At 65.3% G+C, this 16,558-nt stretch carries 12 protein-coding genes, 1 tRNA gene and 1 pseudogene; 5 read left to right on the top strand and 9 right to left on the bottom strand.

Going from position 1 to position 16,558, the window contains the following annotated elements; all coding sequences use genetic code 11:
- Positions 1–26 precede the first annotated feature (26 nt).
- The 6 genes from GF399_00095 to GF399_00070 form a co-directional block, all read right to left on the bottom strand.
- On the bottom strand, positions 27–920 hold the full coding sequence (locus GF399_00095) for a hypothetical protein (GenBank protein MBD3398716.1): 894 nt from the start codon (positions 918–920) through the stop codon (positions 27–29).
- Entirely contained in the window at positions 904–1,881 is a 978-nt protein-coding gene (locus tag GF399_00090) for a hypothetical protein (protein ID MBD3398715.1), read from the bottom strand. The genes GF399_00095 and GF399_00090 overlap by 17 nt, the downstream gene beginning before the upstream one ends.
- A gap of 480 nt (positions 1,882–2,361) precedes the next feature.
- Positions 2,362–3,246: a hypothetical protein gene (locus tag GF399_00085; protein ID MBD3398714.1), complete on the bottom strand. Its 885-nt coding sequence runs from the start codon at positions 3,244–3,246 to the stop codon at positions 2,362–2,364.
- 40 nt (positions 3,247–3,286) lie between these two features.
- Entirely contained in the window at positions 3,287–4,525 is a 1,239-nt protein-coding gene (locus GF399_00080; GenBank protein ID MBD3398713.1) for a hypothetical protein, read from the bottom strand.
- Positions 4,526–4,661: 136 nt separating this feature from the next.
- Complete coding sequence (locus GF399_00075; protein ID MBD3398712.1) at positions 4,662–5,849, bottom strand: tetratricopeptide repeat protein; 1,188 nt, start codon at positions 5,847–5,849, stop codon at positions 4,662–4,664.
- A 12-nt stretch (positions 5,850–5,861) separates the two neighbouring features.
- The gene (locus GF399_00070) at positions 5,862–6,680 is read right to left on the bottom strand and encodes a hypothetical protein (protein MBD3398711.1); all 819 of its coding nucleotides are present in this window, start codon (positions 6,678–6,680) and stop codon (positions 5,862–5,864) included.
- A 392-nt stretch (positions 6,681–7,072) separates the two neighbouring features.
- Here GF399_00070 and GF399_00065 point away from each other — a divergent pair.
- A tRNA-Gly gene (locus GF399_00065) sits at positions 7,073–7,144 on the top strand.
- Between the two features lie 509 nt (positions 7,145–7,653).
- Positions 7,654–8,226 (top strand): hypothetical protein, encoded by a 573-nt coding sequence (locus tag GF399_00060; GenBank protein MBD3398710.1) that lies wholly within the window; start codon positions 7,654–7,656, stop codon positions 8,224–8,226.
- A gap of 125 nt (positions 8,227–8,351) precedes the next feature.
- On the opposite strand, the gene GF399_00055 is transcribed toward GF399_00060, so the two are convergent.
- Positions 8,352–9,716 (bottom strand): TrpB-like pyridoxal phosphate-dependent enzyme, encoded by a 1,365-nt coding sequence (locus GF399_00055; protein MBD3398709.1) that lies wholly within the window; start codon positions 9,714–9,716, stop codon positions 8,352–8,354.
- Between the two features lie 572 nt (positions 9,717–10,288).
- Here GF399_00055 and GF399_00050 point away from each other — a divergent pair.
- Positions 10,289–11,308, top strand: a complete 1,020-nt coding sequence (locus GF399_00050; protein MBD3398708.1) for a hypothetical protein — start codon at positions 10,289–10,291, stop codon at positions 11,306–11,308.
- A 409-nt stretch (positions 11,309–11,717) separates the two neighbouring features.
- On the opposite strand, the pseudogene GF399_00045 reads toward GF399_00050, so the two are convergent.
- Both GF399_00045 and lepA read right to left on the bottom strand, forming a co-directional pair.
- Positions 11,718–12,011, bottom strand: a pseudogene (locus GF399_00045) (IS1595 family transposase).
- A 1,157-nt stretch (positions 12,012–13,168) separates the two neighbouring features.
- Positions 13,169–15,016: an elongation factor 4 gene (lepA, locus tag GF399_00040; protein ID MBD3398707.1), complete on the bottom strand. Its 1,848-nt coding sequence runs from the start codon at positions 15,014–15,016 to the stop codon at positions 13,169–13,171.
- Positions 15,017–15,837: 821 nt separating this feature from the next.
- On the opposite strand from lepA, the gene GF399_00035 reads away from it, so the two are divergent.
- Complete coding sequence (locus tag GF399_00035) at positions 15,838–16,302, top strand: hypothetical protein (protein ID MBD3398706.1); 465 nt, start codon at positions 15,838–15,840, stop codon at positions 16,300–16,302.
- Between the two features lie 24 nt (positions 16,303–16,326).
- The gene (locus tag GF399_00030) at positions 16,327–16,512 is read left to right on the top strand and encodes a hypothetical protein (GenBank protein MBD3398705.1); all 186 of its coding nucleotides are present in this window, start codon (positions 16,327–16,329) and stop codon (positions 16,510–16,512) included.
- Positions 16,513–16,558: the final 46 nt, after the last annotated feature.

Genomic DNA, 16,558 nt, shown 5'->3' with positions numbered 1-16,558 from the left:
GAGGCCGGGATAACGCTTGACGCCGGTCAGCGGGATTTGAGTTCCTGGATGACCAGGTAGCCGGGCTTGAAGCCGCCGCCGGACAAGGGCGGGGCGTAGGATTCGTCGCTTCCGGGGGCCTCGAGGCGCACGCTGCCGACCCGGTTGCCCCGCCGGCCGCGTTCGGCGCCGGGCTCGTAGACGATGAACACATCGCCCGGAGCGGCGCCGTCACGGTAGCCCAGGGGCAGGATGACGCCGCCGTCGGCGGTCAAGTCGTCGATGAAGCCGTTCCAGGGGGCGCGGGCGATCTCGCGCACCAACCTGCCGACGGCGCCCTCGGCGGCCGCGGTCAGGGCCCGACCCTCGAGGGTGGCGGTGAAGGTCGCGTCGTCGCCGATCGGCTCGCCGGGGCGGTGGCGCTCGATGCCGCTGACGGTCAACTCGGCGGTGTAGTCGCTCTGGGCCAGCAGCTCGCCGGTGCCCATCAGGTAGAGCCGCAAACGCAGCTCGGCCACGGCGGTTTGGGTGGCGAAGCCCTGGATCGAGGACGCGCCGCCGGGCTCGTCGACACCGACTGCGAAGCGGCGTAACTCACCGAGCAGGTAAAGCTGGACATCCAGGCCGTGGAGCTCCTCGCCGACGACCAACACGGGCGGGGCCGTCGAGGCCGGGTCCGCGGTCTCCGTCGGCAAAGCGGCCAGGCCGCCGGCCGCGGCCAGCAGGGAGTCCGTTCCCAGGGGCTCCAGGCTGGGCAGCTCGGCCAGCTCGGCAACCGCCAGCTCCTCCAGGCCGCGGGCCCAGACCTCGTTCTCGGGCTCCCGCGACCGCACGTCGACCACCAGCCGACGCTCGAGGTGCGAGCCTTCCCCGTCGACGGGCAGACAGGCGCTCATCAGCGCCAGGCCGACGGCGGGTAGCGTTTTAGCTGGTCGGAACATCGTCGGCCGGGGGCGGTAGGCGGATGAAGTCGCCGGCTTCGAAGGCGCCGCCCTCGAGGATCCGGGCGATCGAGAACCGTTCGTGGACCTCGACGACCTCGAGGCTGCCGGCACGCTCCTCGACGGGTCCCAGGCTGATCCCCGTCGCCGGATCGATGAGCTCCTCGCCGGTGGCATAGACGGCGAAACGCATCCCCACCTCGACACCGATATCGGCGCCGGCGTTGAGGTAGACCTTTTCGTCGCTCTGCTTGACCACGGCGCCGACCCAGGGTGGCTCCTCCATGGTGACCACGACGGCCTCGACCAGCTCTTCGATCACCCGACGGGCCGCCGCGGAAGCCTGGCTGCTCTCGTCTTCGAGTTGATGCCCCAGGGCCATGTTGTCGCCCACGATCAGGGCGCCCGCCGAACGAACCGCCGCCTCGGCGTGGTGGGCGAAGAAGACCTCACCCGTTGCCGTGTCGACGAAGCGCAGGTCCATCCCGATGATGATGCGGCGGATATCGAGGGCGAAGTCCTCGCTCTGCCAGTCACCCAGGTGGTGTTCCAAAACGCCGAACTCGGTCAGCGCCGGCAGAACGACGGCCTGGGCACCCAGCAGACGGCCGAGGCGGGCCGCCGACACGGCCGTGGTCAAGCCCTCGGCACCCAGGGCCTGCTCCTCCAGCACCCGCTCCAACTGGCCGCGCTCCAGCACCCGGAACATATTGGTCTTGACCAGATAGGTGGTCAGCTTGTCCGTCAGGGCCGCGGTCACGCTCGCCGCGGCTCCGGAGCGATCCTCCAACGGCGCCACGACGATGCGGCGCAGCAGGTAAAGCTCACCGGAGCGCGGGTTGCGGCTGAGCACCCGCGGCGGCTCCTTGGGCGCGCAACCGGCAAGCGAGCCGAGAGCGACCAGAAAGAAGATCGCACAACACATGACTGTGAAACGCTTGAGTGGTCTGTGGTGTCTCATCGCACCTGCGGGTCAGTCGTAAGGGTCGTTGGTTGCTCACTTATCTGACATCGCGGAACAGCAACGCAGCGGTACCCCTCGGTGGCTCACTCCACTTACGGCGGTTCGAAGCGGACAACTCCGGCAGAGCGTTGTCTGTTGCACGGCCGAGCTTGAGCCGCCCAGGGTCGAGGTCGAGCGGGCGCTCTGCGGACCGCCGTTGAAAAACAGCCCCGCCGACCGCGCGCCGTCACCCCCCGGGGCCCGGCGGAACCGGCACGGTTTTTGCATCTCGGCGCCCGTCGCCGCGGCGCTCGACGTGCCGCCTCCGCAAAAACCGTGCCGGTTCCGCCGTTGCGTTGTTGATTGTAGTGTAAGCCTCCGGTGGCTGTTTTTCAACGGCGGCCGCGGCGGGGCGGTAGTGTTCGGGGGCGGCGTGGTCGGCCACCCCCGGGGAATAGCTGTCGGCGCGGCCGCGCCGGGTACGTCGGGCGAGAGGGTCTAGTAGCCCTTCTCGCGGACGATGTCACCGGCGGTGAAGCCGCCGCCCGAGGTGATGCGGCAGATGGCGTACCTTTCCTTGACGTCCATGACCTGGATGATGCCGATCAGGGTCTCTTCGGCGCCCAGGGAGATCCCGGTGGTGGGGTCGATGAGCTCTTCGCCCTTCTGGTAGACCTTGAACTCCATCCCGGTCTCGATACCGGATTCCATGCCGGCGTTGAGGTAGACCTTGTCGCCGTCGGCCTTGACCACGGCGCCGGTCCAGGGGATGTCGCGCATCTTGACGGTGATGGCCTCGACGATTTCGTCGATGGCCTGGCGGGCGGCCTGGCCCTCGAGGGTGTTATTGAAGTCGCTGCCGGCGCCGATGACCATACCGGGAACCATCAGGGCCCCGCCGGCCTCGCTTTCTTCACCGGTGGCGGAGTGGGCGAAGATGATCTCGCCGGTGGTGGTGTCGATGATGCGCAGGTCGAGGGTGACCCGGGCGGTGTAGCGGTTGAAACCGATGCCGCCCATCATGGTGCCCAGCCCGACGGAGTCTTCCTGGGTGGAGAACTCGGTTACCGAGCCGTAGACGATGGCCTGCACGCCGAGGAGCTTGCCGATCTCCGGGGCGGTCTGGGGGGTGACCAGACCGCTGGTACCCAGGGCCTGCTCTTCCATGACCCGGGCGAGCTGATCGCGCTCGTAGACCTGGAACTTGCCGGTGTTGACCAGGGCGGTGGTCAGCACGTCGGCCAGGCCGGTGCCGACATTGTAGGAGCTGCCGGCCTTATCTTCCAGGGCGGAGACGGCGATACGCTTGCGCATCTCCATGGCGCCGGCGGCGCCGGCCAATAGCAGCAGGGCGACCAGAACTAGGGTGGTAGTCTTACGCATGTCATCCTCCGGTTAAAGACTGACGAACGGCGCGGGGCCGTTATTCCATGTTGATTTTTTCCTCGTCGGGCGGCTCTTCGCCCTTGGGGGCCACGGCCAGTTGGACCTGATCGTAGCTCTGACCGTAGACCAGAACCTCGAAGTCGCCCTCGCCCCAGGGCTTGTAGTTGATCTCCTTGGCGAGCTGGCCGGCATCGTAGTCGCTTTCGACCTCGAGCTTGGCGGTCAGGCCGAAGTGCTGGCGGACGGTGACGCGCTCGACGCCGCGGATCTGCTCCTGCATCCAGACCATCAGCTTGTTCAGGGTGGCGCTGTCGGCGTTGTAGACGGTGACCTGGATCCGTTGACCGGAGGCGGCCTCCTTGGCCCAGGCCTTGAGGATCTGGTCCATCACCTTATCGGCGGCCTGGCGGGTGGCCTGGCGCAGGGCCTCGTTGCCGCCGGTCAGGTCGTCGGTGTGGGCGGCGCTGGCGCTCTTGGAGGTCGAGGCGACCATCCGCGCCGAACCGGTGGAGTAGGCCTTGAGGTTGACGGTGGCCTGGTAGGAGCGCATCCCGCTGCCCGAGGTCACACCGTAGGCGGTGATGTCGGAACCCTTGACGACGGCCTTGCCGGTGATGACGTACTCGGCGCCGTACTGCAGGCCGATCTCGGCGGCGGCCATGGCGTCGCCGGTCAGGGCGGCCATCACCATGTCGCGGTCGATGTTGTTACGAGCCTGGGCGGCGTCGACCAGGTCGAATTCGTTATCGATCAGGATCTCCTGCAGGGTCATCTCCGTGGTGCCCATATCGAGGGAGCTCCAGTCCCACCAGTAGTAATGGTAGCCCTGAAGCAGGTTCTCCTCCTCGACGATGACCATGATCCGCGGGTTGCCGATCAGGGGGGCGATGCTGGTCACGTCGAGTTCGGCCAGGCGTTCCTCGAGCAGCCCGACGGCCACGGTGCACTCGACCGTCGCCTCGTAGGAGTTCTCGAAGGAACCGTAGCCCTCGTCGATGACGCGATAGTCGGTGACGTAGGCGTTGGAACGGGCGTAGATGGAGTCTTCGAGGGTCTGGAACATCTCGACCCGGGTCTGGGAGTCGATGAACATCCCCGTGGTCTGTTCGACGGCCTGGCGGATGGCGTCCTTGACGGCGTCGTCGCGGGCCTTGGCCACGTCGCCGTTGTAGATGACGCCCATTCCGGTGGCCTGGACGGTGACGGTCTCGGCGGCCGCGACGGGTCCGGCGGCCAGGATCGCCAACAGGGAAAGCGCTGTGATCAGCTTGCGCATGGTTGCTCCTTGTAAGGTTCAAGCTCAGGGGCGGTAGGCGCCGCGGGGGTGAAATGACGTCACCTCCCGCCCCCTCGCAGGGAAACACGTCTCGCCGGCTCGGGGGACGGCTGCCCGCCCCCCTTCCAGCAGGCGTTTAGTATGCGGCCAGAATCGTCTCCACGGTCCGCACGGCGTTGACAGCGTCGGTGCCGCTGATGTAGTCCAGCGGGCGGAAGAAGCCGTCGGCGTCGGCCTGGAGGATGCCTCGGGTGGTGCAGGCGATGATGGCGCCGTAGGCGAAGTTGTCGGCGCGGACGTCCTTGAACTGGCTCTCGCCGCTCATGCCGCGCAGCAGCAGCTCGGTGTCGCCGGTGACCTTGGCGATGACGGCGGCGGCCAGATAGGCGAACTCGGCCCGGTTCATCTTGGCGTCGGGCAAAAAGCCGCCGTCGGGGTAGGTGTCCATCAGGCCGGTCTCGATCATCAGGTTGATCTCGGGCAGGGCCCAGTGGCCGGCGATGTCGGTGGCGTAGTACTCCTCGGCGCCGGTCTCGGGCTCACCGGGACCGGTGAAGCCGGGGCCGCCGTAGCTGGTGACGTTGCGCCGTTCGATCCGGGTCAGGTCGAGCTCCCGGGCGAACAGGGCCGCGGCGTCGGCCCGGCCGAGGTTGTAGAGGAAGGCGATCCGGCGGTAGTCCTCGTCCTCGACGCCCTGCATCAGCCGCTCGGCCAGCTTGAGCCGATCGTAGGCCTGCTGGATGCGCGGGTTGTCCGGGGCCATCTCCATGGCCTCCTCGAGGACGTAGTCGGCCTCCTTGAAGTAACCGACCTGGGCGGCGCCGATGGCCCACCACATCTTGGCGATCGGATCTTCGGTGTCGTCGTGGCTGGCGGCCTGGAACAGCAGGCGGGCCTGACGCAGATCGCCGTGCTCGATATGGACCAGTCCGTTGCCAATCTTGCCGTAGACGTCGTCGGGGTCCATCCCCATGGCCTTCTTGAACTTCTCCTGGGCCATGTCCAGCAGCTCCAGGCGGCTCTCGCCGGTGGAGTCGAAGCTCTGCTGCAGGTAGCAGAAGCCGATGCCGGAATAGGCCGGGGCGTAGCGATGATCGAGCTCGATAGCCCGCTCGAAGGCGGCGATGGCCTTGTCGTACTGGCGCTGATCGAGGTACTTGTGACCGGTGGCCACGTGGCTCTCCGGCGTGTCGCCGTAGCTCTCGGGCTCGGGGCGGCAGCCGAACAGCAACCCGGCCACGGCGATGGTGATCAGGATGACGGCTAGTTTGCGCATCACACGAATCCTTTCTTCATCCGGCCCCACGGGCCGCGATACAAACATGCAGCGCCCCGGTTAGAGGACGACGGTTACCTTGCATTCGTTGATACCCCGGATGTAGGGCAGCATCGAGGCGTCGGAGTTGCTGATCACGATGTCGCAACCGGCGGCTCCGGTGGCCTTGACGGCGCTGATCACCAAGGGGTTGGAACCGGCGCGGTCGTTGGACTTGGCCTGCTCGACGGTGCGCACGTAGCCCACCACGCCCATCTGGACGGCGTAATCGCGGTCGCAGTTCACGGGGCCGTAGACCAGCTCGCCGGACTCGGAATAGATCTTGGGACTCAGGGCCGGCATCACGCCGCTGCCCTTGGCGTCGATGATCAGGCCGTCGTGGCTGCCGTCGGCCGGATGGGGGGTGACGTTGAAGTCCTCGACCATCACGGCTTCGGAGATCTGGCCGGTGAGGTTGATGGCGAAGGTACGTTCGATGCTGCCGTCGGACATGTAGCGCGGGTTGCCGACTTCGGTGGCCCCCTGGACCACGCCGGAGACGCGGGCGATGATCGTGTCGTCGACGGTCTCGAAGTTGCGGATGGTGGTCTGCGAGGTGATCTGGACGCCCTTGGTCTGCTCGAGCAGGTTGCGCAGGGCGACGATCTTGGCGGCGCGCATGGCGCTGGCCCGCTCCCGGGCAGCGTTGACCGGGTTGTCCGAAACGACGCCGATACCCGTGGCCGAGACGGTTTGCTCACCCCAGTTGGTCACGCCGACGCCGCCGCGATCGTTGGGGGTGGTCGGGGCGTAGGTTTCTCGGTGGATACCTGCCCAATCTTCCGCCGAGACCACGACGGGCATGGCCAGCAGCAGCAGGGCGATAACGAGTCTTCTCATCTTTCCTCCCGAACGCTTATGTGTCACTCTCGATCCGCCGCCGGCGGCGACGGGTTGGTTCTGTCTGAACTCTGTTTGAAAACGGTCCGCAATCAATCCGGTATCTGTTTCACCGTATCTGCTTCACTTGAACTGCGACTTTCATGTACTTCTTCACGTCTTGTAAATTGGAACAGTATAGCACAATCGGCGCTCATCGACAAGGTTTTTGCAGCCTTCCGGAGCCGGGCACAGACCGCCGGACGAACCGCAACCGAACCGCAACCGAACCACAACCGAACCACAACCGAACCACAACCGAACCGCTAACGAACCGCTAACGAACCGCCGTTGACAACGTCGGCTGACGACTGGACAGCCGGCGGTGCGGATGCTAATATCCTGCTTCCCGAGCGGGGTTAATTCAGTGGTAGAATGTCAGCTTCCCAAGCTGAACGTCACCGGTTCGATCCCGGTACCCCGCTCAACCTCCAAAACTTGCGCCCAGGGGCGATAAGCCGACGGCGGCTGTCGCCCGTTTAATTAGCCCAGTCTAGGTGCGCCGGACGGCAATTTCTGTGTTCTGCGTCACAGCCCCCCGCAGCGGGCGCGACGGCCCGCCAGGCTCCCGCGGCGCCGCAGCAGCGCTGAGAAACAGCGCCCAAGCCACCAGCCCACGGCTGAACTGGGTAGCCGACCACCCCGGCTCGGAACCGGCACGGTTTTTGCATCTCGGCGCCCGTTGGAGCGGCGGCAACGGTCCGCCTCCGCAAAAACCGTGCCGGTTCCGAGCCGTCGAGCCGCCGGCGGCGTCCGGCGGCGAGGGCGCTGTTTTTCAGCGCTTAATCGTCGTCTGACGCTGCGCTCCCCGAAGCCGGGTAATTTCTGCTAGAATGCCCGTACAGCTTTTCTGTCCGGGTCGACCCGCCGGATACACGCGTGCCGCAAGCCCTAAAACGAAGAAAAGAGGACCGTGTCACAGAGGACACTTGGATTGCTTCTGCTGGTCCTGGCCCTGTCGGCGGCCGCGGAGGACGCTGACGGCGGCGGTTTCGAGCTCTCGGGCGGCGACGGCTTCTTCAGCCGGATCAATTTCTTCGATCCGACGAGCATCCATCCCGACTTCGAGGGCACCCTGGTCGCCGTCGGCAACCGGGGCTTCGGCACCATCACCGACTGGCTGCGCATCGGCGGCGGCGGGGTCGACTACTTCCTCGTCGGCGAGGACGAGGAGCGGGTCGACGCCGATTTCTACTACGGCGGGATGATTGTCGAGCCCTGCTTCTGTCTGGGCGGTTACTTCCGTATCTCCCTGCCCCTGTTGATCGGCGGCGGCGAGTATTATTTCCAGTTGGAGCTCGAGGAGCTGGACGACGACCGCTACCATGTAGAGCGCTACACCGACACCTTCTTCATGCTCGAGCCCGCCGTCGAGCTCACCTGGCAGCCCCTGGTCTGGCTGGGCTTCAACGTCCACGCCGGCTATTCGTTCATGTTCGGCGACGAGGACCATTTCACCGGCGGCGCCTTCGCCGGGGCCGGTTTCTACTACTTCGGCCTGCCCTAGAGCGTCGACGGCGGCGTCTCCAGCGGTGTTTCGGACTAGACCGCCCGCCGCACCTTGGCATGACGGAGCGGGACGACTGTGACCACGGTCGTCCCGCTCTCGTTTATCGTTCTTAGTCGAGCCGGTCAAACCGGATCGGTGACCCTGACCGGCGGCAGGCCCTTGAGAGCCCGCTCGATCTGCTCGGCCGGGTAATCGTAGTCCTCCAGTTCACCGGCGAAGTAGCGACCGTAACTGGCCAGGTCCAGCAGGCCGTGACCGGACAGGCCGATCAGGATGACCTGCTCCCGTCCGGGCTCACGCCGGGCCTCGACGATCGCCCGCCGCACGGCGTGGGTCGATTCCGGCGCCGGCAGAAAGCCCTCCGTCCGGGCGAACAGCACCCCGGCGGCGAAGCAGTCCGTCTGGTGCTCGCTGACGGCCTCGACCAGCCCGGCGTCCAGCATGGCGCTGACGATGGGCGCCATGCCGTGGTAGCGCAGCCCGCCGGCGTGGATGGCCGGGGGTATGAAGCCGTTGCCCAGGGTGTGCATGTGGAGCAGCGGGGTCAGCCGGGCCACGTCACCGAAGTCGTAGGCTCGACGTCCCCGGGTCAGGGTCGGGCAACTGCAGGGCTCGACGCCGACCAACCTGGGTCCTTCGCCCGCCAGGATCCGGGGCAGGAAGGGTGTGGCCAGGCCGGCGAAGTTGGAGCCCCCGCCGCAGCAGCCGACGACCACATCGGGGAAGTCCCCGGCGCGCTGGAACTGCTGCAGCGCTTCCTGGCCGATGACCGTCTGATGCAACAGGACGTGGTTGAGCACCGAACCGAGGGCGTAGCGGGTGTCCTCGTGCCCGGCGGCATCCTCGACGGCCTCGCTGATGGCGATCCCCAGGGAACCCGGCGTGTCCGGGGTCTCATCGAGCACCCGGCGGCCAAAGACCGTGTCCGGGCTGGGCGAGGAGACGATCTCGGCGCCGTAGGTCTCGATCAGCGCCCGGCGGTAGGGTTTCTGTTCGTAGCTGCAGCGGACCATGTAGACCTTGAGTTCGAGGTCGAACTGGGCGCAGGCGAAGCCCAGGGCCGCCCCCCACTGTCCGGCCCCCGTTTCCGTCGCCAGTCGCCGGACGCCCTCGCGCCGGTTGTAGTAGGCCTGGGCCACGGCGGTGTTGGTCTTGTGGCTGCCGGCGGGGCTGACCCCCTCGTACTTGTAGTAGATGCGCGCGCGGGTCCGCAGCGCCCGCTCCAGACCCCGGGCCCGCACCAGGGGCGTGGGACGCCAGACGGCCAGCACGTCGCGGATCGGTTCCGGGATGGTCACGTAGCGCTCCCCGGCGGCCTCCTGCCGGATCAGCTCCCCGGGAAACAGGGGGGCCAGGGCCTGCGGCGTCAGCGGGGTGTCGTCGGCGGGGTCGAGGATGGGCGGCAGGGCGTCGGGCAGGTCGGGGACCACGTTGTACCAACGGTCGGGCAGGTCGCGGTTCTCCAGCAGATAGCGTCGGTTTTCCATCGGTTCGCTCTCCTTCGGTTTTATGGGTGACGGATGGTAAGAAAAAACCCGGCACCATTGCAGGGCCGGGGGGTGCAAAAAAGGCCGGCCCGGGGCCGACCTCGTTGCTCTCAGCGCTCTGGATGCTGCGTCAGGGCGTGACGATGCGCGGGTCGACCGGTTTCACGGTCCACCAGCGCCGGGCGCCCAAGACGAAGCTGTCGGATTGTCGCGTCATGAGTGCCGAAAGCATAGCAGAAGCGGTTTCATTATACAAGCCCCCTGCTTGTTAGCCGAATCTGCTGGAACAGCGATGTACGCCGTCCGCATCGCAACTCACCAAAGGTTTCAAGGCTTCAGCTCGCTTCGAGTGACAGACACCAGCGCTAACCGATCCAGCGCCAGACCGACGCCTTCTGCATGCTCCGTCCGCCGTTTGACTCACCCGGCAGCCCCGGACCGGACCCGGGTTCAATCTCCACGCCGGCTACCCGCTCCCGCTCCTCGACGAGGACCGCATCAATAGCGGCGTCGTACCCGGGACGAACATCCGCCCTCCCCGAGACCGGCCGACTGTGCTATCATCGCCCCCGATGAGCATCCCCGAACCACCAGACCGCCAACCGCTCTACGGCGATGGCGAGGTGCCCTTCGAGCGGCCCAAGACCAACCGCGGCCTCGGCCTGCCGCGCTGGTTCGCCCTGCTGGATTACTTCTTCCTGCTGCGGCCGATGATCCTGATCCCCGTCTGGCTGTTCTTGCTGCTGGGCCACTACCACGGCCTCCAATCCGCCGGGGTCTACCGCTGGACCGAGCAACTGCTGCCCGATCTCGATCTGCTGATCGGCTTCGTCGCCTACACCCTGCTGGTCGGCGGGATCTACGTCAACAACCAGCTCAATGACGCCGAGACCGACCGCCGCAACCGTAAGCTGTTCCTGGTCTGCGACGGTTACATCTCCCGCCGGGCCGCCTGGACCTACCAGATAATCCTCCAGGCCCTGGCCCTGGCGAGCGCCCTGTACTTCGCCGACTGGGACTACCTCTGGATCGTCGCCGCCTCGATCGCCCTGGGTTTCGCCTACAACACCCCGCCGGTCAAGCTCAAGGGCAAACCGTTGCTCGACATAGCCGCCAACGCCTTCGGCAACGGTTTTTTCAACGTCGCCATCGGCTACGTCATCGTCCACGAGTTCCAGCCCGACTTCTGGCTGACCGCCCTGCCCTACATGCTGGCCGTGGGCGCCGTCTTCGCCCTGACCACCGTCGTCGACATCGCCGGCGACCGGGAATCCGGCGAGCGCACCACCGCCGTGACCTGCGGCCCCGCCCTCACCCGCTGGCTGGCCCTGACCCTGCAGGCCGGCAGCGTCACCGCCGCACTGCTCCGGCTCAACCGACCGGCCCTCGTCGCCGGGGTCGTCTGCCTGCCCCTCTTCGTCGTCGCCCTCTGGGGCAAGCGTAAACACGTCAAGCTGGCCTACCAGGGTACGACATTGCTCTACGCCGTCGCCGCCGGGGTGCTCCACCCCTGGTTCCTGCTCTTCCTCGGCCTGGTGATCTGCCTGACGCGCTACTACTACCGCAAGAAGTTCCGGCTGAAATACCCGTGACGCCGCCGGGGACGGGAGTCATCAATAGCCATACAGGCATGGACATATAACCGTGGAGCGGGGGGATTAGCCCCCCGCCCTGGGTATATTTACGGGCGACCACTCACAGTCGCCGGGTCTTATTCGGGCAGTCCGTCTTACGGCAGCAGCAGTAAGGCAGCAGCAGTCTTCAGCAGTTAAGGTCCTCTCAAAACCAGTCAAGCCGCTTACTACGGTTGACGACCATCGTCTGTAGCCGATAATGGTTTAAAGTTCAGGGATTATCACCGGATTATCAACAAGTGCGAAGTATGCTCCCGAGGTGGTTGAGCGCGTTTTCGTCGTCGCGATTGTTAAATCAGAATGCCCCCTCTTTGATAAAGAGTCTGCAGTTGCGCTTGAAGCCGCCGCGGTCGGCTTTTAGGCGGCGTCAGGCGCGGCCCCGGAAGCTCTCGAGGCCCTTGATATGCACTTTGCCATTGAGCGGGGTCTTGTCATGATTGATGCGCTTGTGGTGTAATCCATTGAGCGACGGCCAGTTACAGACCTTCAAACCGTCGTAGTAGACGCTCGAGTCCAGCTCGACGTTCTCCAGGATCGCGCCCAGCAGGCGCTTCTCGCTGCAGTTGGGCGGCAGGATTACCCGAACCTGGCCACCGCGCTTGAGCAGCCCGAAAACGGGGGTCTTGCCGCCGGCCCCCCGGCCACGTTTGCCCTGCCGTGGTCGCCAAAGTAGGACTCATCGACTTCGTTGTGCTTACAGCATGCGCCCTTCGAGCTTTTCCAGCTCGGCCTGGCGAGCGGCGGCTCGGACGGTCGAGACGCCGAGCCGGAACAGACGGGCTATCTCGCCGCGTTTTTCCGGCGGCTCGTTGCGACGCCCCGGCGACGACACTTGAACGGCTTGCCGCGACGCTCGCACTGAGGCCGCCCGTCGGCGCAGTCGTAGTGATAGCGGTTGTCGCAGCCGGGACGGTTGGCGTGCCGCTCCCCCGACCCGCTCTTCCCCGCCACATTGCCCGTCGCGCCGGTGGCGGGCTGACAGACCCGTTCACGCCGCGGGAAGAACCCAACTACTATAGCTGATGTTCATCTTCTGTGTTCATCTTCTGTGATGATCCCTAACAAGCAATAAGGGCATGCTAAATAAACACTCGTTTCTAAAAGGCGCATTTAGGGAGTCAATAACAGCCCAGCGGCTCGAGCCCAATCAGTCTGATTTGGCCCTAACACGTTCCATGATACTTCTAATAATTATCCCCGCAATGATGAGATAGCTGCGCGAGAAACCTGAAGAGATTCCTCAGCGGTCTAATCGTTGGCGGGGCTCTGGGTGGAGTTATCTTCCTCTGCGGCGGCGGCCCTGCATTTGCTTTCGGTGTCAGGGGCTTTGTCTTCGCGCTATTCATTGTTTCAGGGGTGGAGAAGTCGAAGGCGCATGATGACGAGCCCCCGAACCCGCCCAGAAAACCTCCCTATCCACCACCGCCGTACAGACCCACAACCAGACAGCGTATCGATGAATGGGCGGCCAGGGGCTCCGCTGCTCGGCGGTTGCTGAACAAGCGATGATGAGACCTCTGAGCCGTCGGCGGACCTGGGGATTTTCGCACGGATAGCAGCAGCGTTTGCAACTGCGAGGGCGGAGGTATAGCGCCCCGCCCGTGGTGGTTGGGCGGACACCCGCCCACAGTCGACCACTGGCCAGCAGTTGGACGTGAACGGGGGCCTGTAAGGTCCCCCCGTAGAACGTCGCCGTTGTCGGTTAGGCAATCCACGGCCCGTTCAACCGACCCGCTGTAGTGACGGCACAGTCTCATGGGCGATAGGCAAAGGCGGGGTCGTCGACCCCGCCCGGCGTTTACTCATCTGCGTTCCCGCCTAGCGCCCCTTGCCGTACTTCTGCTTGATCTCGTGGGGGTCGTCCTCGACGCCCAGGACGCTCATGAAGGCCCGCTGGGGGATCTCTACGGTGCCGACCATCTTCATCCGCCGCTTGCCCTTCTTCTGCTTCTCCAGCAGCTTGCGCTTGCGGGTGATGTCGCCGCCGTAGCACTTCGAGGTGACGTCCTTACGCAGGGCCTTGACGGTCTCGCGGGCGATGATCCGCCCGCCGAGCTTGGCCTGGACGGCGACATCGAACTGCTGGCGCGGGATGAGCTTCTGCAGCTTGAGGCACAGGTTGCGCCCGTACTGGTAGGCCTTGTCCTTGTGGATAATCACGGAAAGGGCGTCGACGGGCTGGCCGTTGACCAGCAGCTCGAGCTTGTCGAGTTCGTTGGCCCGATAGCCGATGATGTCGTAGTCGAAGGAGGCGTAGCCCCGGGTGCAGCTCTTCAACCGGTCGTAGAAATCGAGGACCACCTCGGCCAGGGGCAGGTCGAAGACCAGCATCACCCGCTCCGGGTCCAGGTACTCCGTCGAGCCGTACTCGCCCCGCTTCTCCTCGCAGAGCTTCATGATGTTGCCGATGTAGGTGGGCGGGGTGACGATGGTGGCCCGGATGTAGGGCTCCTCGACCTGCTCGACCTCGCCGAAGTCGGGCATCTCGACGGGGGACTGGACCTCGCGGACCTCGCCGTCGGCGGTGCTGATACGGTAGATGACGTTGGGGGTGGTGGCGACGAGGTCCAGGTCGTACTCGCGCTCCAGACGCTCCTGGACGATCTCCATGTGCAGCATGCCGAGGAAGCCGCAGCGGAAGCCGAAGCCCAAGGCCTCCGAGGTCTCGGGCTCGGCGGTGAAGCTGGCGTCGTTGAGGGCCAGCTTCTGCAGGGCCTTCTTCAGCAGGTCGTAGTCATCGTTTTCGGTGGGGTAGAGACCGCAGAAGACGACGGGCTTCGGCTCGACATAGCCGGGCAGTCGCTGGACCTTGTCGCGCCGGCCCGCGTGGACCAGAGTGTCGCCGATGCGTACCTGACCGAGCTCCTTGACGGCACCGGTGAAGTAACCCACCTCGCCGGCGGTCAGGGTGTCGACGTGGCGCCGATCCACGGCGAAGTAGCCGACGTCGGAGACGGTGTAGCGCCCGCCGTGAGCGTGGAACTCGATCTCGTCGCCCTCGGACAGCTCGCCGTCGACGACGCGCAGGGCGGTGATCACCCCGAGGTAGTCATCGTAGAAGGCGTCGTAGACCAGGGCGCGCAGCGGGGCGTCCAGCTCGCCCGTCGGCTGCGGGACGAGGTCGACGACGGCCTGGAGCAGCCCGGCGACGCCCTCGCCCGTCTTGGCACTGGTGAAGAAGAAGGGGGATTCGGGGTCGCCCAGCAGGCTCAGCGCCTCCTCGGCGGCGTGTTCCGGTCGGGCGGTGTCCAGATCGATCTTGTTGATGACCGGGATGATCACCAGGTCGTGCTCGGCGGCCAGGTACATGTTGGCCACGGTCTGGGCCTCGACGCCCTGGGTGGCGTCGATGACGAGGAGGACGCCCTCGCAGGCCGCCAGAGCCCGCGAAACCTCGTAGGAGAAATCCACGTGGCCCGGGGTATCGATCAGGTTGAGCTCGTAGGTCCGCCCGTCGGCGGCGGTGAAGCTCATCCGGGCGTTCTGGGCCTTGATGGTGATGCCGCGCTCGCGCTCCAGCTCCATGGTGTCCAGGACCTGTTCCTGCATCTTGCGCTTGTCGACGGTGCCGGTGAGCTCGAGCATCCGATCGGCCAGGGTACTCTTCCCGTGGTCGATGTGGGCGATGATCGAGAAGTTTCTGATGCGGCTGATTTCGGTCGTCATCGGTCAATAAGGGCGGCGGATCATCCGCCCGTGGTCGAGATGGGCGATGATCGAGAAGTTTCTGCTGCGGCTGATTTCGGTCGCCATCGGTCAGTAAGGGCGGCGGATCATCCGCCCGTGGTCGAGATGGGCGATGAGCGAGCAGTTTCTGCCGCGGCTGATTTCGGTCGCCATCGGTCAGTAAGGGCGGCGGATCATCCGCCCGTGGTCGACGTGGGCGATGAGCGAGAAGTTTCTGCTGCGGCTGATTTCGGTCGTCATCGGTCAGTGGGGCGGCGGATCATCCGCCCGTTCAAATCCGTGTTATGGATAGCGCTGAACCGTGCGGCGCTGCTTATCTGCTCGGGACGCGGAGCTCGGCGGACAACGATCGCAACGGTTGCGGTACCGACCGTTGAAAAACGGGTCCCGGCGCGGCGTCACGGTCAGTGAAATACGGCGCCCCCGGAACTGGCACGGTTTTTGCATCTCGGCGCCGTAGCGAACGGCGGCGCAGTGGCGCCTTCCGCAAAAACCGTGCCAGTTCCGGGCGGGGCGATGGCGCTGTCGGCGGCGGAGTGTGTTTTTCAACGGTCGGCGCCGACGGGGAGCGATAACACGCTGTTGCGAAACAGGCTGGGATTATAACACGTCGCCGCGGGACAAGACCAACGCGGCGTTTCTGGTGAACGACGGTTTGAACAGTTGGTGAGCCGGAGGCTTGGTCCTCGCGCCCAGGCTTTAGAGTGCTTCAGCGGTTAAAAGTTCGGCCGCGAGCTTGCGAACGGCATCATCTTCTGCTAATTTAACACTACGCACCGTTAAACTGAAAAGGAGAGCCCATGCGCAAACTACCTTTGCTGCTCTGCCTGCTGGCCACGGTTGTTTTCGCCGGCCACGCCCTGGGCCCGACGGACTTCGGACCGCCGGCCACCCTATTCAGCGAAAGCTGGGACGGCTCGGGCAGTTGGAACATCAACACCCCGCCCGACGGCTGGTTGATCAACGACCAGGCTGCCGGCGGCAACCTGGGTTGGCAACGCCACACCTTCTCCGACGGCTACAGCGCCCACTGCGCCTATTCGCCCACGGAGACCGACTTCCAGTTCGAGCTGCTGATGGACACCCTCTCCATCGACTGCAGCGGTTACGAGAACGTCTCGATCGCCTTCGATTTCGTCCTCGACTGGTACACTACGCCCGGCGGTGTCTTCGAGCTTTGGGTCTCCAGCGACGACTGGAGTAGCCACGAGATCGCCGTGACCCATGATTACTACGACGGCAGCGTCGGCTACTTCGATTGCTGAGGCGGCGCCCACACGTACGGGGCCGTGGATTACGGCCTCTCGGACTACGCCGACGGTGAGAGCAACGTCAAGCTGGGCTTCGTCCTTTACGGTGACAACACCTTTAACAACTACGACGGTGTGCTGATCGACAACGTCGAGGTCAGCGGCGACGAGTTAACGCCGATTCGCCAGGCCAGCTTCGGCGAGATCAAGGCTCTGGCGCGCTGACGAAGCGTCGTCAGCCAGGCCTCGAGCGCGGGGCGCCGGTCCAACC

This window comes from Candidatus Coatesbacteria bacterium, from assembly GCA_014728225.1.
Classification (GTDB): Bacteria; RBG-13-66-14; RBG-13-66-14; order RBG-13-66-14; family RBG-13-66-14; genus WJLX01.
The sequence above is the reverse complement of the archived record's forward strand: the minus strand, read 5'-3'. Positions and strand labels throughout refer to the sequence as shown.

What these genes read in the sequence shown, in the direction of transcription:
- GF399_00095 (MBD3398716.1), bottom strand. Translation starts at nt 920, where the DNA reads ATGTTCCGACCAGCTAAAACGCTACCCGCCGTCGGCCTGGCGCTGATG.
- GF399_00090 (MBD3398715.1), bottom strand. Translation starts at nt 1,881, where the DNA reads ATGAGACACCACAGACCACTCAAGCGTTTCACAGTCATGTGTTGTGCG.
- GF399_00085 (MBD3398714.1), bottom strand. Translation starts at nt 3,246, where the DNA reads ATGCGTAAGACTACCACCCTAGTTCTGGTCGCCCTGCTGCTATTGGCC.
- GF399_00080 (MBD3398713.1), bottom strand. Translation starts at nt 4,525, where the DNA reads ATGCGCAAGCTGATCACAGCGCTTTCCCTGTTGGCGATCCTGGCCGCC.
- GF399_00075 (MBD3398712.1), bottom strand. Translation starts at nt 5,849, where the DNA reads ATGTTTGTATCGCGGCCCGTGGGGCCGGATGAAGAAAGGATTCGTGTG.
- GF399_00070 (MBD3398711.1), bottom strand. Translation starts at nt 6,680, where the DNA reads ATGAGAAGACTCGTTATCGCCCTGCTGCTGCTGGCCATGCCCGTCGTG.
- GF399_00055 (MBD3398709.1), bottom strand. Translation starts at nt 9,716, where the DNA reads ATGGAAAACCGACGCTATCTGCTGGAGAACCGCGACCTGCCCGACCGT.
- GF399_00050 (MBD3398708.1), top strand. Translation starts at nt 10,289, where the DNA reads ATGAGCATCCCCGAACCACCAGACCGCCAACCGCTCTACGGCGATGGC.
- lepA (MBD3398707.1), bottom strand. Translation starts at nt 15,016, where the DNA reads ATGACGACCGAAATCAGCCGCATCAGAAACTTCTCGATCATCGCCCAC.
- GF399_00035 (MBD3398706.1), top strand. Translation starts at nt 15,838, where the DNA reads ATGCGCAAACTACCTTTGCTGCTCTGCCTGCTGGCCACGGTTGTTTTC.